Here is an 18,053-nt window from a genome sequence, read left to right on the forward strand (position 1 = left end):
AGTAACTCAGCAAATAAGCTCATTAAAAAATTATAAAAGCAATCATAATATTCAACTAGTTAGCCATTCATTTTAGATTCACGCGCCTCTAAAAAGGCTTTAATTTCATCACGTGACCCCAGAATATGCTGTTTAAGCATTGCTACTGCTGCTTCAACGTTTCGTGCTTTACTGAATGCTAAAATGTCATTGTGTTCAGATTCAGCTTTTGAGATACCACCTGCCCAAAGTAAGTGCATACGAATATAGCGATCTGCACTTTTATTAAGGGTATTCACCAAGTCTAAAGTTTGTGGTCGATTAGCGCCTGAATACAAACAATTGTGATAACTAGAGTTAAGCTCACTCCAAGTGTTAGCAGCATTTTCTTTACCAAGCGCCTTATCTAACTTTGCAAGTAACAAGGTGGCTTCTTCTAACTTCTCGTCGCTAATGTTGGGCAATGAATTTGCTAACAAGTCAGATTCAAGTATAGCGCGCAATTCAAATAGCTCATCTACTTGATCAGCATTAAGCTCAGTGGCCGTTGCTCCTTTATGCGGTTCAAAAACCACTAAGCCCTCACCTTCAAGTTGCAATAAAGCCTCTCTAACCGGAATTCTGCTAACATTTAATTCACTTGCAAGCGCGGCTTGTCTTAAAGGTTGCCCTGCTTTAATCTCACCACTTAATATTTTTTCTCTAAGTGTTTCAACAACTAATTGAGTTCTAGTTTTATATACAATGCTCATATAAGGCTTCCTAAAAATATTGTTGCCATTATAAAGAACCGTGGGATAAACACAAAACAATAGCAGACGCTCAAAGCGATAAAATCAAGCTGAACTTACAACAGTTTCAAGCGTAATTACCTGAAAATATTAAATTAAGATATTCAAAACATTAATTTAGCGACTCATTAAAAAGTGAACATAACAAGACCAATGCTCTTTCATACCTTTTAAAATCTGTTATCGTTAAGATACAAATTATGCATAGCGACTTTCACGTTAACTCAGTAGTTTCATATGTAGCTATGACTGAATAAAAAACATCTCAATAAATAGCTAATTAAAAAAGAGAATTTTTTTATGCCAAACGATGTACCTCAAAAAGTGCAAAAAAAACATAATAGCATCGCATTAATTACCTTTATTTTTGCCATATTGTCGGCTGTGTATATTAAGCAATTTATTCAACCTCATTGGGTTGAGCAGAGTTATGTATACGATGTAAGTACAGATGCAATAGGTGTTTCGAGCTACATTTATAAAGAACAAAGAGTAATAATTGATGCTGTAGTTAGCTACGAAAACTCGCCGCTTAATCAACAAAGCCTCAATAATATAAGCAAGCCACCAACACTTAAGCAGCAATGGGTAACAGACGATAATCAACAATTAAAACTTCTTAAACCGGCCTTTCATTTTGGTATTGGCTCACTTTTACCCGCTTTAATAACGATTATTTTATGCTTATTAACCCGAGAGCCGCTAACAGCATTACTTGGCGGAGTTGTCGTGGGCGCTATTATGCTCGGTCGTTATGATCTTACCGATAAAGTCATCATTCCTAATCTTGCACAAGAAGGCACAGCAGCGTTGTTATTGTTGTATTTATGGCTACTTGGCGGTTTATTAGGTATATGGTCGAAAACAGGTGCAGCACAAGCTTTTGCCAATTTTATGACTAAGCACTTTGTCAAAGGGAGAAAGTCAGCGAAAGTGGTTTCATGGCTACTTGGTATGCTATTTTTCCAAGGTGGCACTATGAGTACAGTGTTAGTAGGAACAACAGTGCGACCTTTAGCCGATAAAGCAAAAGTAAGCCACGAAGAAATGAGTTACATTGTAGACTCAACTGCTTCTCCTATTGCATCAATATTAGCGTTTAATGCTTGGCCAGCCTATGTTCAAGCATTAATATTTATACCTGGCGTATCTTTTCTAGCCACAGAAGCAGATCGCATTAGCTTTTTCTTTCAAAGTATTCCATTTAGTTTTTACAGTATGTTTGCCGTGATGGGAACATTGCTGCTTAGTCTTAATATCACTATTTTTTCAGGTAAGCGTATACGTGCAGCAAAACTGCGAGCTGAAACTTATGGCCAATTAGACGCTCCTGACGCCAAACCATTAAGCGCTAAAGAATTACAAAGCACAGACATACCTCAAGGCTATAAACCACATGTGCTTGAGTTTATTTTACCCTTAGTTACTTTAACTGCCATTGCAGTAGGTAGTTTTGTAATGCTGGGGACACCTAAAATTAACTGGGCTTTTGGCGCTGCACTCTTGCTTTCTGCCATTATGGCTTTAATTAAAGGTATGTCTTTAGACCATGTCGTTGAAGGTTTTGGTAATGGATTAAAAGGCGTGGTATTTGCCTCAGTGATTTTAATGCTCGCGGTTATTATTGGCAGTATTAGTAAAGAAACCGGAGGCGGGCTATTTTTGGTGTCTTTACTAGGAGAGCACCTGCCATTTTGGTGTTTACCGGTAATTTTACAGCTGATCACTATGATCATCGCATTTTCTACCGGTACTAGTTGGGGAACTTATGCTATCGCCTTTCCGTTAGCAATGCCTCTAGCATGGGCAATTTGTCAAAGCCAAGGTGTAGCAAACCCAGAGTTATTTATGATGCTTTGCTTCGCGACAGTATTAAACGGTAGTGTTTTTGGTGATCAATGTTCGCCAATTTCAGATACCACTATTCTAAGTGCAATGACAACAGGCTGTGACTTAATGGACCATGTAAAATCACAACTTGTACCCGCCGCACTAGCGGCTTCATTCGCAGGGGTACTTTGGACATTAACCGCATACCTATTTGTATAGCCTAGACTTTAGAGCTTAGCGTATAAATAAATTAGTGGTTTTAAATCATGACTTAAGCCATTAGGCATTAATTATTGAGATAAAAGAGCTGTAAAAATTAATTAAACCTATGGAATTAAGGTTAACTCCGGTCCAGCTTCGCTATCGGTGTCATTGGAGCTTCCCTCTAAAGGTACCTCAACAACAAAACAGCACCCTTGTTCAACAGATACATGCTTAATACTTCCGCGAAGTTTAGTATTAACTAAGTTATACACAATATTCATCCCTAAACCTGAGCCGCCTAGACCACGCTTGGTAGTAACAAAGGGATCGAATACTTTGTCTTTAACTTTGTCATCTAACCCTTTACCGTTATCTTGATAAGTCAGCACAAGGCTTTCATCATTCAGTTCAAATTTAATAGAAATTTCACCATCTTGAGTATTTTCAAAACCGTGATAATGTGAATTAGTCAGAAAATTCGTTAATATTTGATTCCAAGCACTGGGAAAAGTAACCAAATTAATATCCTCGTTAACAAGTATATTAATCGTATAATTTTTCTGTTTAAATAAAGTTTTCACTGTATTTACAATGTCATGAACATGTTGGTATAAATTAATTTTTATTTTGGGATCGGTATGATATTCAACCGCTACAGATTTAAAGCCTCGAATTAAATCAACCGCTTTATGTAGACTACGATCAATAATTTTTTCATATTCCTCAAACAGAACCAACATCGTAGTTAATTGCTTTTTGGTTAAAGTTTCACGACTAAGCGATTGCTTCAGCTCAGTAAACTTTTCTTTCATCGCACTAAGCGACGTAACACAAATACCTAACGGCGTATTCACCTCATGTGCAACACCTGCTACTAATTGCCCCAACGACGCCATTTTTTCTGACTGTACTAATTGATCTTTGGCCAAGGTTAGTGCATCAAGCGAACGCTGTAATTGCTGATTACTTTCAGAAAGTTTCGACGTTCGTTCATAAACCTTAATTTCTAAATCACCGTTAAGGTTAATCAATGCATTCTCAGCATCTTCTAGTTTAATGATGTCGTTTTGAAGTGTCAGACGCATATCGTTAATGGCAGCAACCAATTCATCGAGTTCGTCAGTTTTATTGCTCCGATTTTCTAACATTAAAGGTCTGTCTAAGCTATCCCCACTCATCGCTTGAGAATAAAGGGTAATTCGATAGAGATGGCGGGTGATAAACCAATGAACAATAAAAAAAGTACAGAGTGCAACGATAAAAATTTTAATAAATTCAGTAAAAACAATAAAACCAGCTTTTTGCCATAAGTGATTATATATATCTTGATAGTCGGCAGAAATAGTCATATTACCTATTGCAGTGCCTTCAAAAACAATAGGGTAGCTTTCAACTTTTTTAGCTTCTTTTACACGGTTACCAACTTGATATATTTTCCCAAACGTTGTTGTTAGTTGCACATGGCGAATATCGGGAAGTCGCTGTACGCCGGCAATTTGTTGTTCAATGAGTTCTTCATTAAAATCCCATAAGCTTGTAGAAATTGATTGCTTATAACTTACTTCAATATTATCAAAACGCTTATCTAACCTCACCACACCATCTTGAAAATCGACATACAATTGAATAAAAGTAGAAGCCACTGACAATAAAGCACTGCACAAAAAAATGTAAATAAAGACACGTCGGCTTAATTTACTATTAAAAGCACTTTTTTCATTCATTACTTTATTCACGCCTATTTTTATCAATTGCTAGTTTATTGTAAGCTTTAATTTATAGCTTTGCGGAATACCAAATTTTAGTTGAATATATTAACTATATTAGACAGTAGTTATACTTGGGTAATAACACTAATAGTTTTAATTTAACCTATTAATCACTATATGTCTCATCAAGGTTAATTTAAAGTAAATAGCTTTCCTATTTAAAGCCTATAGAGTTTATATTTTAGGTGGTGTCCGATTATCGCTAGTTATTTACATTATCTGCCGTATGATCACTCAGTATTAAAGTTGCCCCTTAAAAAGTAAATTTAGGAAAAGTATGTTCAGTATAGAAGTTTGTGAGAATGCGCGTTTAAGTCGCGATGCTCGCTTCGATGGTAAATTTTTTACCGCGGTGATCACAACAGGTATTTTTTGCCGCCCTATTTGTCCTGCAAGGCCTCCAAAGCCAGAAAATGTTACTTACTATGCAAATGCTGAACTTGCACAACAATCAGGCTTTCGACCTTGTAAACGATGTTTTCCGCAACTTGCGCCAAATTTGCCATTACCTAGAAAAATAAAACAAATTACCCAAGCCTACTACGAAAATAATTACAGTTTGCAACAATGTGCCGAGCAGCTAGAAACCAGTGACAGACAAATTCGACGTTTATTTATGCAATATTATGGACTTCCGCCGAGTGAGTTTTTTCATCAACAACGTTTATTGCTTGCTCATAAATTACTTATATCAACAAGTTTAAGTATTACTGACGTGGGTTTCGCGGCAGGTTTTAACAGTATCCGTCGATTTAATGAAGTAATTTTGCAGGCTTACAAAGTATCTCCAAGTGAGATCAGAGGTAAAAAATCATCAACAACAGATAACCAAGTTACTATTTTATTACCCTATAAAGCACCGTTTGACTGGCCATTAATGCTGAGCTTTTTTCGTTCAAGAAAAATGAGTAATATTGAAGATATTACTACAGAACATTATTTTCGTACCCTAGAGTTAGATAATTGCCAAGGCTGGATAAAAGTAACGCATCACGAAAATAAAAGTGCTTTAAACCTTACTGTTAATTTAACTGACTATAGCTTTCTAAATCAAATTATTGCCCGCGTTAGACGAATGTTCGACCTAGATGCCGACATGCAACTTATTCATCAGCATTTAAAATCTCATCCCACATTAGCAGCAGTAATCGAAAAATTTCCAGGTCTGCGTTTACCGGGTTGTTGGGATATTTTTGAGTTTTCAATTCGAGCTATTTTAGGCCAACAAATATCGGTTAAAGGCGCAACAACTTTGGCCCAACGCATTGCAGAAAAATATGGCGAAAATGTTGCTGATATTGAACAGCCAGATAATATTAATACAACAAAGTACTTCCCCAAAATTGCAGCGCTCATGAATGTAGATTATCAAGATATTGGCTTAACTCGCTCTCGCATTGCCACATTACAAACCTGGGTTACTTACTTTCAACAACATGAAAATATATTTGCCAAAGGTTTAACCATTGAAGAATTAGAAGCTTCATTAACAAAACTTAAAGGCATAGGGCCATGGACAGTCAACTATATAGGTATGCGAGGTTTAAGCGACCCAGATGCATTTCCTAGTGCTGATTTAGGCATTATTAAAGCCCTTACTTTTAATGCAGTTAAACCTAAGAATAAAGATATACTCACATTGGCTGAAAATTGGCGCCCTTGGCGAGCTTATGCTGCTATTTATTTATGGCAATCGCTGGCAACACAATAAAAATAATGTACAAAAGACAAATTTCTAAGGACGCAAAAACATGTATTACTGTATTTATCAATCTCCATTAGGGGAAATTGCTTTAACGGCAAACGAGCAAGGGTTAAGTGCCCTCGCCTTTCAAACTGGAAAATCTCCAATTGATTTTACTGGCTTATCTGAAAACCACAGTAAATTCACTAAAGTTGTAAAACAATTAGATGAATATTTTAGCGGCGAGAGAAAGCACTTTGATCTACCCTTAGCGCCAAAAGGTACTAACTTTCAAAAACAAGTGTGGCAAGCATTAACCGAAATACCTTGTGGTGAAACTAAAAGTTATGGCTGGATCGCAAAAAGTATTAATAACGAAAAAGCCGTTAGAGCAGTAGGTACAGCAAATGGTGCCAACCCAATCGCATTAATTGTACCTTGTCACCGAGTTATTGGTAGTAATGGCAAGTTAACTGGTTATGCTGGTGGTTTAGCACTGAAGGCTAAATTATTAATGCACGAAGGCGCACAATTTAAACCCTAAACATATTACTGCACCGTCTTGTTCTACGATGGTATTACATAACCTGAACTCTGGATAAGCAGCACTTGCTCAATGTTCCCTTTTAATCCATTTTCTGCGTTAAAACGTCGATAAATAGCCCGCTATTCATAAACGTTTTGCCTTGGAAATGGCATAAAATGAAGCATTGATGATATCTATTCGTGATGTTCACCTGGCTATAGCATTTACTTTATTACCTAAGCTTTTGGTTCACTTGAGTTTCAAGTACTCATTATCCAGAGTTCAGGTTACATAAGATAAAAATGAAAATAAACAGTTTAAAAAACAACATAAAAAACAACATAAAAAACAACATAAAAAACAACATAAAAAAATATAGACAAGATTTAAATCCTGTTATGATATTGTCGATTTTAAATAGAATTACTTGAGTATAGTTTTGGAAATTATTGCAGTTATCGCGGTTTTGTTTTTGGCTTGGTTAATTTGGCAGCTTATGCGTGCTAAACATTTCACCCAATTTAAACGTCAAATAATACAAGAATTAAAACCCAAAGTTATCGCGAATATTATTGACGAAATGACGCAAACACGGTCAGAGCATTTACCGAATACCTCTGCACATCAAGAAGCGACTATACTTTACTGGAGTGTTTCAGCAGGTAGAGTGTTGCAAGCAGCATTAATGCGAGAGATTATTGATGAACAATGGTTAAAATCAACGGGAAACTTACGAAATAGTCAGCATCTATTTCATGTTGAACGAGATAAACTGCACCGTTAGTTGATAAGTACTTAATCCGCTTGGTATAAACTATAAGCGCATATTTCAAAGATAAAAAAAGAGCAACTTCGCTCTTTTTTCGTTAATTACTTTGTTAAGCTTATACGCGTTACAAAATTACGCTAACTTTTCAAACTGTAAATCCCACACGCCATGACCTAAGTTTTGACCACGGTCTTCAAACTTAGTCAATGGGCGAGAGTCTGGACGTGGTACATAATCATTGTTTGCTGATAAATTTTTGTAACCAGGTGCCGAGGTCATATCTTCTAGCATGCATTCAGCGTAATTTTCCCAGTCGGTTGCCATATGAAACACACCACCAACTTTTAACTTTTCACGAATAGCTTCAACAAAACTAGCTTGAACAATACGGCGCTTATGGTGCTTCTTTTTATGCCAAGGATCAGGGAAAAACAACTGTACGGTTGTTAAACTTTCAGCGGGAATACAATCGGCTAAAACTTCAATAGCATCATGCTCATAAACTTTAAGGTTATTTACACCTTCTTCCTGTGCTAAACCAATACAAGCGCCAACACCAGGACGATGAACTTCAACACCAATAAAGTTAAGCTCAGGGGCATTTTTTGCCATTTCTACCAGCGACTTGCCCATACCAAAACCTATTTCAAGCACAACAGGATTATTGTTTGCAAACAAAGTACTAAAATCAAGTAAACCATCTGTGTGGTTTAAGCCCATAGTACCCCAAAACTCTTCTAAGGCTTTAGCTTGACCATTAGTCAGGCGCCCTTCACGTTTAACAAAGCTACGTACTTTTCGAATGTACTTACCTTCTTGTTCTGCTTGCTCAATAGTTTTATGGGTTCTTTCAGTCATAGTCGTTCTTAAAGAAAAATCAAGGCGCATATTATCTATGTTTCAGCAAATAAATTCAAACACAAATAACTTTACCTGTGCAAATTGTGAAATAAGTTTTAGTGGTCTACAACTATAGTATAAACAAGAAAATTAACGAGAGGTACTTGTGAGTAATTGGCTTAATAACATTTCAATAAGAAAATCACTTATTGTAGTAATTTCAGCTTCACTGGTCACTTTGTCTATTGTCACACTTGCCCTAAACAGTAATATTTTCACTTCTGTTTTTGAACGTAATATTGAACAGGATTTACTCCCAAACCAATTAGCAAAAATTGAAGCTAGAATAAAACTTAAACTTAGTACACCACTTGAGCTTTCTAAATCCATTACACAAAACAAATTTTTAATTGACTGGGCTATGGCAGGAGAGCCCGAAAGTGGACAACAACAAGCTGTCGATTTCCTTAAGTACATGCAAGAGAAGAATAATGCATTAACGGTTTTTTGGGTGTCGAATGTTTCTAATAACTATCTTAATCAAACCGGTGTAATTAAAACAATCAATCAACAAAGTGATGCTTGGTTTTATAAATTTATACAACAAAACAAGCCTTTTGAAATAGCGTTTGATCTCGAGGAAGGCACATCAAAATTAACCGCATTTATTAATTATAAAGTAGAGCACGGCGGAAAAAACTTAGCGATAGCAGGTTTGGGCTACCCTGTAGATGAAATTAGTGCTGACATATTATCAAATAAAGTAGGCGAAAATGGTTATGTCTTTGTGACTGATTATCAAGGCAACGTCATCATACACCCACAAATAGAAAAGCTTGCTTCGAAAACATTACAACAACTCGATGGTTTTAGTAGTACAAGTGGGAAGTTACTCACTAATGAAAGCGATTATATTTTTGACCACGTAACACATAACGGTGATCACTTTTACGTTGCTAGTGTTGGTTTGCCTGAATTAAATTGGAAGATTTTCGCTATGCTTCCTCAGTCAGAGCCATTATCAAAAATTCATACAGCCCTAAGTAAAACAGCCATATTTACACTTATTATTGTAATAAGTTTTATTTTATTAATGGTATTGGTTGCTAATCGCATCACAAAACCCATTGTACTGATCGGCGATAGATTACTTGAAATGGCAGATATAGGGGGTGATTTAACCTTACGGTTAGACGATAGTCGAACCAATGAGCTTGGCCTGCTAGCTAAAGGTTTTAATGCCATTTTAATTAAAGTTCAAGAGATTATGGTTGAGATAAAAAAAGCAGAAAATGTTATGACAACATCTTTCGAGCAATTACGAGAAATGGGCAACACTGTAAACAGCTTAGTAATGAGTCAACAAATAGAATCTGAATCTGTGGCAACCGCAACAAATGAAATGAGCCATAGCATTCAAGAAGTTAGCGAACTAGCAGGCAGTACAGCCACTAAAACAGAAACGTCAGAAAAACAAATTAGCGTTTCAAGTCAGAGGGTTGATGAATCTAGTGATGTTATGCTTAAGCTCCAAGAAAGCAATGATACTACCCAAGAAAAAATAACCCAATTAGCGCTACAAACACAAACCATAAGCTCGGTAATTGACACTATCAGTAGTATTTCTGAACAAACAAATTTACTTGCACTTAATGCCGCTATTGAGGCAGCCAGAGCCGGCGAACAAGGTCGTGGATTTGCCGTTGTTGCTGACGAAGTACGCACCTTAGCCGGAAGAACTCAAAGCTCGACAAAAGAAATAAACGACGTTATACAACGCTTACAAGGACAAGCCAACGAAACAGTAAGTGCCATGCAGGAAAATACCAATTTGGCAACACAAGGGCTAAGCAAAACAAATGACGCGAAGCTAGTATTGAGCGAAGTGGTTTCTGATATCAAAGAAATTACCGCGATGAACGTTCAAGTAGCAACCGCAACCAAAGAGCAAGCAAGTGTAATTGATGAACTTAATCAAAATGTGACGAAAATTGCTGACATGGCAACAGAAATATCTATATTATCAGACAGTACATCACAGGTAATGAATGAACTTGATGTACAGAAGCATCAGTTGCAAAGTTTAGTGTCACAATTTAAAACCGAATAAGGAAATTATATGAAGCTATATACCATAGCAATATTTACGTTTAGCGCAATTACCGCCTTTAATAGTGTTGCAGAAACATTATGGTCAGATGTCAGCGCCACATTGTTGCGCGGCAACGATTATGAAGTTGGTGATAATAAACGTACTGTATTTACCTTCGAACATGCCGCAGGTTATAGCTGGGGAGATAGCTTTTTATTTGTTGATCGTCTTCACTCATCAAATGGCGACAAAGAAACTTATGCTGAAATTGCGCCTCGGCTGCAAATTTCAGATTATAAAAATCAAGCATTCGAGAATATCTATATTGCTACAACAGCAGAAATTGGCGATGGTTTCACTCATTACTTAGTTGGTTTAGGTACCAAGCTAAATATCCCTAACTTTACTTACGCTAACATCAACATTTATCACCGCAATAATGACTCAGCAAAAAACAATCAACAAGTTACCTTTACTTGGGCGCTACCTATTGGTCCATTAACTTATGACGGTTTTATTGACTATGTTATTGCAACAGGAGATCAGCATTCAAGTATGAATTTGACTTCTCAATTAAAGTACAATCTAGCAGAGCACTTAAATTTAAAGACAAACTTCTTTGTTGGGTTTGAATATGTTTATTGGAAAAATAAGTTTGGGATAGATGGAGTTGACGAGAAAAATTTAAATTTATTAGCAAAATATCACTTCTAAATCACTCTATTCAAGCTAGCAAGGCGCTAGCTTGAATAGTACTTAACGGATGTTAGGCTAAATGATTACTCTGCCCACCAAACGTCGTATAATGGACCTACCGTAACTGAGCTAGCGCCATTATCTGTTAACCACTTCTCAACTAATTGGCGATGCTCTTCAGTACACTTACCTAATTGCTGTGTACAGATTAAACCATGCCATAAAGTATCGCCTTCACCGCCAAAGCCTAAACCGTTTGGATCAATTGCTTCGTCGAAAAATTTCGTTAAAAATGCATCAATTGTTTCATCATCAGCGCCATCATCTAGTTTCCACGCAATATCGAAACCTAACTCTTGAAACTCATCAACACGTAATTTTTTACGTAAACGGTTGCTACGGTTTTTTGCATCTATTTTCATTTTAAATCCTTACGACTTGGCCCAAGCCAAGACTAATTTTTATAAATATTTACTCTTGAGCGTGAGGATAGTGGCAATAGAAATTTTTGCAATGAAAATCTCAGCTTTATTCGCTACACTGTCGCCATTATGACAAATAAAACCACTATATCAGCCAAATCTGCGCAACAATTTAGCGGCCAAGTATTATCTTGGTTTGAGTTGCAAGGCAGAAAACACTTGCCATGGCAGCAAGACAAAACCCCTTACCGTGTTTGGATTTCCGAAATTATGCTACAGCAAACGCAAGTAGCAACAGTTATTCCTTACTATTTAAGGTTTATGGAAAGCTTTCCTAATATTATCGATTTAGCCAATGCAGATGAAGATACCGTACTTCATCACTGGACCGGCCTTGGATACTATGCACGAGCAAGAAACCTACACAAAACAGCTAAAATAATACGCGACGAATACCAAGGAAAATTCCCTGAAAATATTGACGAGGTTATTGCCTTAGCCGGTATTGGTCGCTCAACTGCTGGTGCAATATTAAGCTTAGCGTTAAATAAGCACCATGCAATTTTAGACGGAAACGTAAAACGCGTATTAGCGCGCTGCTACAAAGTACAAGGCCATGCGGGCCAGGCTATTTATGAAAAAACCTTATGGCCAATTACTGAAGCATTAACGCCAAAAGTTGGCGTTGCAAAGTTTAATCAGGCCATGATGGACTTAGGCGCTATGGTTTGCACTCGCTCTAAACCTAAGTGTGACATTTGCCCGCTTAGTACTAGCTGTTTAGCAAATGCTAGCGACGAGCAAGCAAGCTACCCACAAAAAAAACCGAAGAAAACTATTCCTGAAAAACATACTATTATGGTAATTCCACGCGTTCAACAACAAGTACTCATGGAGAAGCGCCCTCCTGCAGGTATTTGGGGTGGTTTATGGTGTTTTCTAGAAATGTCAAATATTGGCGAGCTTCCTAAGCTGCTAACTAAACTAAACCTAAAACAAAACAACACATTCGCGTTAGATAAGTTTCGTCATACCTTTAGCCACTTTCACCTCGACATAGAAGCTATAGTGGTAGACTGCGAAATACTACCTGCAAAAGAAATTAGCGAAAATAGCACCTTGCAATGGTACAATTTAGCCACAGTTGCGTCAGTGGGGTTAGCTGCTTCTACGCAAAAATTAATTAAACAGCTTGAACAACTACCTGTTTAACTAAATTTACCCATAAAAATACATTAGACAAAAAGAGAATTGATTATGAGCCGCACCGTTTTTTGCCAAAACTTACAAAAAGAAGCCGAAGGCCTTGGTTTTCAACTTTATCCGGGTGAAATTGGCAAACGTATTTTTGACAATATTTCGAAAGAAGCTTGGGGGCTTTGGCAAAAAAAGCAAACCATGCTAATTAACGAAAAGAAAATGAACATGATGAACCCCGACGATCGTGCATTTTTAGAAACTGCCATGGTTGGGTATTTATTCGACGGTAAAGAACCTGAAATCGAAGGCTACACCCCAGAAAAAAAATAATTACCCCGTAGTAAATTTTAAAAAAGCAGGTAAATAAATATTATTTACCTGCTTTTTTGCATTTAATTTATAAAAAATAATTAAATTGCACCTTTTTGTGATTAATTTTTTCTTACTCAACCCCAAAATTAATAGAACTCTCCCTCGATATTTTAATCTTTAGATCCCCCAGTAACGGCCAAAACAAGAAATAAAACCACAAAACTGCTCCATAAAAGCACAATACGTAGAAAAAAACGGCAAACAAACATTTATTTAAAAAAAAGGGTTGACGGGGTAAACGAAAAACAGTTTAATACGCCCCGTCTTCAAGGCACAGCCAAGAAGACAATGTACAGAGCAATCAAATTGATTGTTAATGTGCCTCGATAGCTCAGTCGGTAGAGCAGAGGATTGAAAATCCTCGTGTCCCTGGTTCGATTCCGGGTCGAGGCACCATTTACACTTTTAGCTTTTAATTAAGTTAACTGTAGAATCAACTAATTCCGATGTTGATTCGGTGCCAAGATAATTAGTTCCTAGAACATAATTATCGCACACGTTCTTCGTGTGCCGACTTAGCTCAGTTGGTAGAGCAACTGACTTGTAATCAGTAGGTCGCCAGTTCGACTCCGGCAGTCGGCACCATTCATTCAAGCCCTAACTTCGGTTGGGGCTTTTTTGTATTTGTTACTCGGTTAATTTCTTTCCTAAATTTCACTCTCACCAATATTTTCTATACCCTGCACTATTAGTGATTTATACACCCGTTTTATTAATTTATTGGTATACCTTATAGGCACAAAATCCACCCTAATTTGAGTAAACCCAACTAGGACACAATTGGTATTAGGGTAAATTTAACTGTTTCTACTAATTTATTAAGGTTTTTCACGGGATAAAAAGGATTTAATCCGTTGCTTAGGGTATATGGGTTAACTTATAGGCCGCTAATACTGCGGGTGAATTTTAATAGGGTAAATTAGTTGATGGTGTAAATATCCGAACTGGGTATTAGCACCAGTGAAATCAGTTGGTTTGCACGATGATATAGCTATCGATTAATCAAACATACCCGAAATACTTGAGTATTTTAAATTTAGTTTATGTTAATTAAAAAGGTAATGACTCTTTAAAAAAGCCGAAATAGTCGAGTATGTTAGGTTTAACTTCAAACATGGAAGTATTAAATAAAATTCACTTTAATTTACTGCTTGAAATAGGGTCTTAGTGCCAAAATTAGTGTTTAAAACTAATATCGTTCACTGACCACGCAACCAAGTTGCTACTTTAGAATCAGTTACCCTGAATCACTGGGGCTAAAATTAATATTTCAAACTAATATCTAAAATTTACGACTTAGCCAAGCTGATATTATAAGAACAAATTTCCTTACCTAATAAACCAAATATGTTCAGACAACCTTTGATTATAGCCATAATACTTTTTTCGAAAGCTGTTCATGGCTGCATCATATTGAGAAAGCATCAACGTAACATCACTTGACTGAGGTAGATCATCTTCGTCAAGTAAGTCTAAAAACACAATAGAGTCTTCATCCGCAAGAACTGATCTTACTCTTTCTAATAAACGATTTACGATCTTTAATTTATTTTTACTTACAGCTGCATCAGGCTTCTTTTTAGATAACTCTTTAAATTCAGCATACATTGAATCTAGCAGAGGTCTTGTAGTGTCATAACTATCAGCCTGTGTTTGTGTTGTATATACTTCATTCATAATTAGTCCTTTAATCTCTTCGGTTTAACTGTTTTAATCTTAACCATACCATCGTCGTCCAAATTGTCGCCTTCGTCTCCTTGAACTTTCCAATACCAAAAACCATTGAATTGAACAACATTATCCGAACGAAGCTTTTCAAAGCATTGAATATATTGCGATAAAATAAAAACAATATCGCTGTTATGAGGAATATCATCTTCTTCAAAGCTATCAAAGTCATCAAATGGGCGGTATTTTTCATCAAGATAAATATTACTGTCAGTAATTAACCGGTTTATAAACTTTAGCTTGAATTTATTTACAGCATCATTTGGATTTTTTTTCGATAAAAGTGATATTTCTTCGTACGTACTCAACAATTGGCCTGATAGTTTTTCAAATACATCTACATCATTTTTGTTCATTATTTTTCCTTTTATGAAGGGCAACTTCTTCTAAATTCAATATATTTCTTTTTTAACACTTCAATCGGGCTTCTTTGTTTACTTTCATATACATTGACCATTAACTTAAGGTCTTCATCGGTGATAGCAATAATGCACTTTCTCTGTGACGACCATAGATCTATTGTATTTTGGAACATAGCTTTAGGTAATGGATTTCGAGTTAAAAATATACCAAACCTACCAAACCCCGACTGCATATATCGATTTAACTGGTTAATATGATCTCGGCCTATCTTTCTCACATTTTTCATTTCAATAATGAGTTGCCGATTGTCGTATTCAGTAAATATTTCATCCAAAAAGTCTATATCCCGATTATTATAAAACACTAGATCTCTAATATGCCGTCCAGACTCTGTTCGACTCTGCGTTTGAGCAAAATCGAGATGTGGATAAAATAATGTAGCTAATAAGTCAGCAGATAAATCTTCATACTTCATATCTGCACCATCTTCCTTACCTGTATTTAACTTTAATATCTCACCTAACTTTCTCTTGGCTGATACCACAGGAATTTGGCTGAACAATGGATCATTCTTACAGTCACTAGAAGTTTTATCTTTGTACTTAATATACTCTTCTACTATCCCATAGTTATCTCTATTGAAATTAAGGATTTTCACCTTATCTACAGGCTCATTTGGGTTAAATATTTCATCTCTAGGACAATATGATTTAAAGTAATCCTCATAACTAATCCAAGGGTTAAACCTTAGCCATCTTTTAGGGGTGAAAATAAGGGGCTCTCTGGTTAAAGGGTTCACAGGTAAGTAAACTTTCTGATTCAAATCGAACTTATTTGATTGATAGTTATAAATACAATCTATCAGGCAAGCTTCTGTTGGAATACCATGAAGTTCACATTGCTCGATGGTATAGTCTATTAAAAAAGACTTAATATAGTTGCAAGCTATATCACTAATTCTGTCTTTTGATATTCCTGAAATATATAGTTGTATAATTTCGAAATGAGTAAAGCCAAACTGGCTATATTCAGGTATATCATTAAACAAACTTAATATCTGTTCAGCTTGCCCCTTACCTATTTGAAGACCTTTTCGAGTTTTCGATACGCCCAGCCCTACTTCTTCACATTCAGATAGCTTAATTAAAGTTGAGACAGCTTCATCACTTCGCTTTTTTTTAATTAAATAGTTTAAGTGATTAAATGAATTAGTAATTGCAGTGTGTAACGCTTGATCTTGCAATGATGGTGACTTCCATAAAAGAAAAGGATCAACATATAGCGGAATATCTTCATCAAAAAATTGAATGGCAAAATCCAACTCTGATTGACTCTTATGGATCCCATGATGATCCGTTAACCTTGGTCTTATTATGTTCACTATTTCCCCAAAATACTTAGCAACCATATATTTCTATATGGCTTTAGCTACAAAATTCAAGTTATATAAGTAATTAATAGGCATAAACTTTTACATATTGAATACCAAAATATTATTTGTTATCGGGCTATTTCAAGTAACCTTCACTCACCTCCCCTACAACTACTTAATTAGAACTTCATCAACCCCGATACACTCACCATGTTTTTTAACCTTCAATTCTTGGTCATACACTAAGAACTTAATTTTTGCTGAATCGATAAATGCATATTTGTAATTAGCTTCCAGAGCTCCTTCGGATTTAAAACTTCCACAATATAACTGTGTATTGAGATCAAACTCATAAACACTTTTCTTCAAAAAGTAATTTACACTTTCCGCAGGTGCTTTTAAAAAAACTCCAGACAAACCACCAATAAACCCTATAGTAAACAAATAATTAATACATAGAAAACCTCTGATTTCTGACTTTAGCTTTGAATCTTTATCAAATGAAAAATAAGGTATTGTACTTTCCATAAACCAATGAATTTGCTTTATTACTGGGGCATTAACCCTACCGCTATACTCTTTCGCTTTAGGGCTGTAAACAATACCGAGCAAAGCTAAAAGTAGACCAATAACAATAGATAACATTACAAAAGAGAGCACGAATGTTGCAGTAAGCGTTAAGACAAAACTTGCTCCTTCAATTTTGGTTATTTCATTTAGCTGACCATAAACATACGCTGTAACTAAAAATGAAAATAGAAAAGTTGTTATTTTTAATACTTGAGACTTTATAGGGTTGTTTTTATAGAGTGAGTTAAAACTATCTAATTGTGAGAAAAAGGAAAATAGCGCCCATAGAATTAGCAACATCCCGCTAGATAAAAGCATTACTTTGACCAAAAAAGCTGCTGGTGAATACAAATAAACACTAACCAACAGTAATGCTCCAATATAAAAACCTACATACTCTGCAATAGATGGTTGTCTACTTAATTTTGGGGTTTTTCTACCCCATGCATCCACCGAGTTGATAACTCTTTTTGTGACTCGATAAAAAAGGGCTTTAAATACTAACCCAAAACTTAAAGCCAAAGTAAAAACGACACTTATAAAATGTAGAACCTGACTTTTACCTGTAACAAAGAAAACAGCCTGGAAAAGTAGTAACAGCCCTAAAAGAAAATTTATTTTTAACAGGTTATTGAGAACTTCTTTAGAGTTTTCTCCTACTCCATCTTTATGATTTAAAATGTCTTGTCTAATAAGCAGGTACTTTACAAAGAAATAAACCAGCAAGAGTGTATATAGTACTACTCCTAGGTCACGATAGCCTATTTCAATTAGTACGTAATACACAACCAAAGCAAAACTTGCTTCAAAAACACTTAATAATCTTTTAATCATAAAACCAATAAA

Annotated in this window: 16 protein-coding genes and 2 tRNA genes; 10 read left to right on the forward strand and 8 right to left on the reverse strand. The window is 35.9% G+C overall.

The genetic code is table 11. The features are described from left to right. Positions 1 to 59: 59 nt before the first annotated feature. Complete coding sequence (locus AC27H3_RS01085; RefSeq protein WP_487103009.1) at positions 60 to 731, reverse strand: GntR family transcriptional regulator; 672 nt, start codon at positions 729 to 731, stop codon at positions 60 to 62. Positions 732 to 1,070: 339 nt separating this feature from the next. Between AC27H3_RS01085 and AC27H3_RS01090 the strand changes: the two genes are divergently transcribed. Beyond that, positions 1,071 to 2,819 carry a Na+/H+ antiporter NhaC family protein gene (locus AC27H3_RS01090; RefSeq protein WP_487103011.1) on the forward strand — a complete coding sequence of 583 codons (1,749 nt, stop codon included), beginning with the start codon at positions 1,071 to 1,073 and terminating at the stop codon, positions 2,817 to 2,819. Positions 2,820 to 2,926: 107 nt separating this feature from the next. Here AC27H3_RS01090 and AC27H3_RS01095 read toward each other — a convergent pair whose 3' ends face one another. Beyond that, a complete protein-coding gene (locus AC27H3_RS01095; protein WP_487103013.1) occupies positions 2,927 to 4,528 on the reverse strand; it encodes a sensor histidine kinase in 1,602 nt (533 codons plus the stop codon). A gap of 322 nt (positions 4,529 to 4,850) precedes the next feature. Between AC27H3_RS01095 and AC27H3_RS01100 the strand changes: the two genes are divergently transcribed. The 3 genes from AC27H3_RS01100 to AC27H3_RS01110 all read left to right on the forward strand — a co-directional run bounded on the left by AC27H3_RS01100 (position 4,851) and on the right by AC27H3_RS01110 (position 7,567). Continuing rightward, entirely contained in the window at positions 4,851 to 6,284 is a 1,434-nt protein-coding gene (locus AC27H3_RS01100) for a DNA-3-methyladenine glycosylase 2 family protein (RefSeq protein WP_487103014.1), read from the forward strand. A 40-nt stretch (positions 6,285 to 6,324) separates the two neighbouring features. Beyond that, entirely contained in the window at positions 6,325 to 6,801 is a 477-nt protein-coding gene (locus AC27H3_RS01105; protein ID WP_085303960.1) for a methylated-DNA--[protein]-cysteine S-methyltransferase, read from the forward strand. A gap of 409 nt (positions 6,802 to 7,210) precedes the next feature. Further along, positions 7,211 to 7,567: a hypothetical protein gene (locus tag AC27H3_RS01110; RefSeq protein WP_487103016.1), complete on the forward strand. Its 357-nt coding sequence runs from the start codon at positions 7,211 to 7,213 to the stop codon at positions 7,565 to 7,567. A 117-nt stretch (positions 7,568 to 7,684) separates the two neighbouring features. Here the strand turns inward: AC27H3_RS01110 and trmB are convergent, their stop codons facing one another. Then, positions 7,685 to 8,410, reverse strand: a complete 726-nt coding sequence (trmB, locus tag AC27H3_RS01115; RefSeq protein ID WP_085303958.1) for a tRNA (guanosine(46)-N7)-methyltransferase TrmB — start codon at positions 8,408 to 8,410, stop codon at positions 7,685 to 7,687. 148 nt (positions 8,411 to 8,558) lie between these two features. Here trmB and AC27H3_RS01120 point away from each other — a divergent pair, with 148 nt between their 5' ends. Both AC27H3_RS01120 and AC27H3_RS01125 read left to right on the forward strand, forming a co-directional pair. Further along, complete coding sequence (locus AC27H3_RS01120; RefSeq protein WP_487103018.1) at positions 8,559 to 10,502, forward strand: methyl-accepting chemotaxis protein; 1,944 nt, start codon at positions 8,559 to 8,561, stop codon at positions 10,500 to 10,502. A 9-nt stretch (positions 10,503 to 10,511) separates the two neighbouring features. Continuing rightward, entirely contained in the window at positions 10,512 to 11,198 is a 687-nt protein-coding gene (locus AC27H3_RS01125) for a DUF5020 family protein (protein WP_487103020.1), read from the forward strand. A gap of 65 nt (positions 11,199 to 11,263) precedes the next feature. On the opposite strand, the gene AC27H3_RS01130 is transcribed toward AC27H3_RS01125, so the two are convergent. After that, entirely contained in the window at positions 11,264 to 11,602 is a 339-nt protein-coding gene (locus tag AC27H3_RS01130; RefSeq protein ID WP_487103022.1) for a YggL family protein, read from the reverse strand. A 129-nt stretch (positions 11,603 to 11,731) separates the two neighbouring features. Here AC27H3_RS01130 and mutY point away from each other — a divergent pair, with 129 nt between their 5' ends. The 4 genes from mutY to AC27H3_RS01150 all read left to right on the forward strand — a co-directional run bounded on the left by mutY (position 11,732) and on the right by AC27H3_RS01150 (position 13,759). After that, positions 11,732 to 12,814, forward strand: a complete 1,083-nt coding sequence (mutY, locus tag AC27H3_RS01135; RefSeq protein ID WP_487103024.1) for an A/G-specific adenine glycosylase — start codon at positions 11,732 to 11,734, stop codon at positions 12,812 to 12,814. Positions 12,815 to 12,859: 45 nt separating this feature from the next. Next, entirely contained in the window at positions 12,860 to 13,132 is a 273-nt protein-coding gene (locus AC27H3_RS01140; RefSeq protein WP_085303947.1) for an oxidative damage protection protein, read from the forward strand. A gap of 362 nt (positions 13,133 to 13,494) precedes the next feature. Continuing rightward, positions 13,495 to 13,570: transfer RNA gene (locus tag AC27H3_RS01145), tRNA-Phe, on the forward strand. A 113-nt stretch (positions 13,571 to 13,683) separates the two neighbouring features. After that, a tRNA-Thr gene (locus AC27H3_RS01150) sits at positions 13,684 to 13,759 on the forward strand. Between the two features lie 744 nt (positions 13,760 to 14,503). Here the strand turns inward: AC27H3_RS01150 and AC27H3_RS01155 are convergent. The 4 genes from AC27H3_RS01155 to AC27H3_RS01170 all read right to left on the reverse strand — a co-directional run bounded on the left by AC27H3_RS01155 (position 14,504) and on the right by AC27H3_RS01170 (position 18,041). Beyond that, entirely contained in the window at positions 14,504 to 14,851 is a 348-nt protein-coding gene (locus tag AC27H3_RS01155) for a hypothetical protein (RefSeq protein ID WP_487103026.1), read from the reverse strand. 2 nt (positions 14,852 to 14,853) lie between these two features. Beyond that, positions 14,854 to 15,258: a hypothetical protein gene (locus AC27H3_RS01160; RefSeq protein WP_487103028.1), complete on the reverse strand. Its 405-nt coding sequence runs from the start codon at positions 15,256 to 15,258 to the stop codon at positions 14,854 to 14,856. An 11-nt stretch (positions 15,259 to 15,269) separates the two neighbouring features. Beyond that, the gene (locus tag AC27H3_RS01165; protein WP_487103030.1) at positions 15,270 to 16,646 is read right to left on the reverse strand and encodes a hypothetical protein; all 1,377 of its coding nucleotides are present in this window, start codon (positions 16,644 to 16,646) and stop codon (positions 15,270 to 15,272) included. 162 nt (positions 16,647 to 16,808) lie between these two features. Next, positions 16,809 to 18,041 carry a hypothetical protein gene (locus tag AC27H3_RS01170; protein ID WP_487103032.1) on the reverse strand — a complete coding sequence of 411 codons (1,233 nt, stop codon included), beginning with the start codon at positions 18,039 to 18,041 and terminating at the stop codon, positions 16,809 to 16,811. Positions 18,042 to 18,053 lie beyond the last annotated feature (12 nt).

It is taken from the genome of Colwellia sp. NW0002-52-1 (genome assembly GCF_057550865.1).

Excerpts from the sequence above, each read along its gene's own strand:
- AC27H3_RS01125 (WP_487103020.1), top strand. The coding sequence starts at position 10,512 with ATGAAGCTATATACCATAGCAATATTTACGTTTAGCGCAATTACCGCC.
- AC27H3_RS01140 (WP_085303947.1), top strand. The coding sequence starts at position 12,860 with ATGAGCCGCACCGTTTTTTGCCAAAACTTACAAAAAGAAGCCGAAGGC.
- AC27H3_RS01090 (WP_487103011.1), top strand. The coding sequence starts at position 1,071 with ATGCCAAACGATGTACCTCAAAAAGTGCAAAAAAAACATAATAGCATC.
- AC27H3_RS01095 (WP_487103013.1), bottom strand. The coding sequence starts at position 4,528 with ATGAATGAAAAAAGTGCTTTTAATAGTAAATTAAGCCGACGTGTCTTT.
- AC27H3_RS01100 (WP_487103014.1), top strand. The coding sequence starts at position 4,851 with ATGTTCAGTATAGAAGTTTGTGAGAATGCGCGTTTAAGTCGCGATGCT.
- AC27H3_RS01155 (WP_487103026.1), bottom strand. The coding sequence starts at position 14,851 with ATGAATGAAGTATATACAACACAAACACAGGCTGATAGTTATGACACT.
- trmB (WP_085303958.1), bottom strand. The coding sequence starts at position 8,410 with ATGACTGAAAGAACCCATAAAACTATTGAGCAAGCAGAACAAGAAGGT.
- mutY (WP_487103024.1), top strand. The coding sequence starts at position 11,732 with ATGACAAATAAAACCACTATATCAGCCAAATCTGCGCAACAATTTAGC.
- AC27H3_RS01085 (WP_487103009.1), bottom strand. The coding sequence starts at position 731 with ATGAGCATTGTATATAAAACTAGAACTCAATTAGTTGTTGAAACACTT.
- AC27H3_RS01130 (WP_487103022.1), bottom strand. The coding sequence starts at position 11,602 with ATGAAAATAGATGCAAAAAACCGTAGCAACCGTTTACGTAAAAAATTA.
- AC27H3_RS01170 (WP_487103032.1), bottom strand. The coding sequence starts at position 18,041 with ATGATTAAAAGATTATTAAGTGTTTTTGAAGCAAGTTTTGCTTTGGTT.
- AC27H3_RS01105 (WP_085303960.1), top strand. The coding sequence starts at position 6,325 with ATGTATTACTGTATTTATCAATCTCCATTAGGGGAAATTGCTTTAACG.
- AC27H3_RS01160 (WP_487103028.1), bottom strand. The coding sequence starts at position 15,258 with ATGAACAAAAATGATGTAGATGTATTTGAAAAACTATCAGGCCAATTG.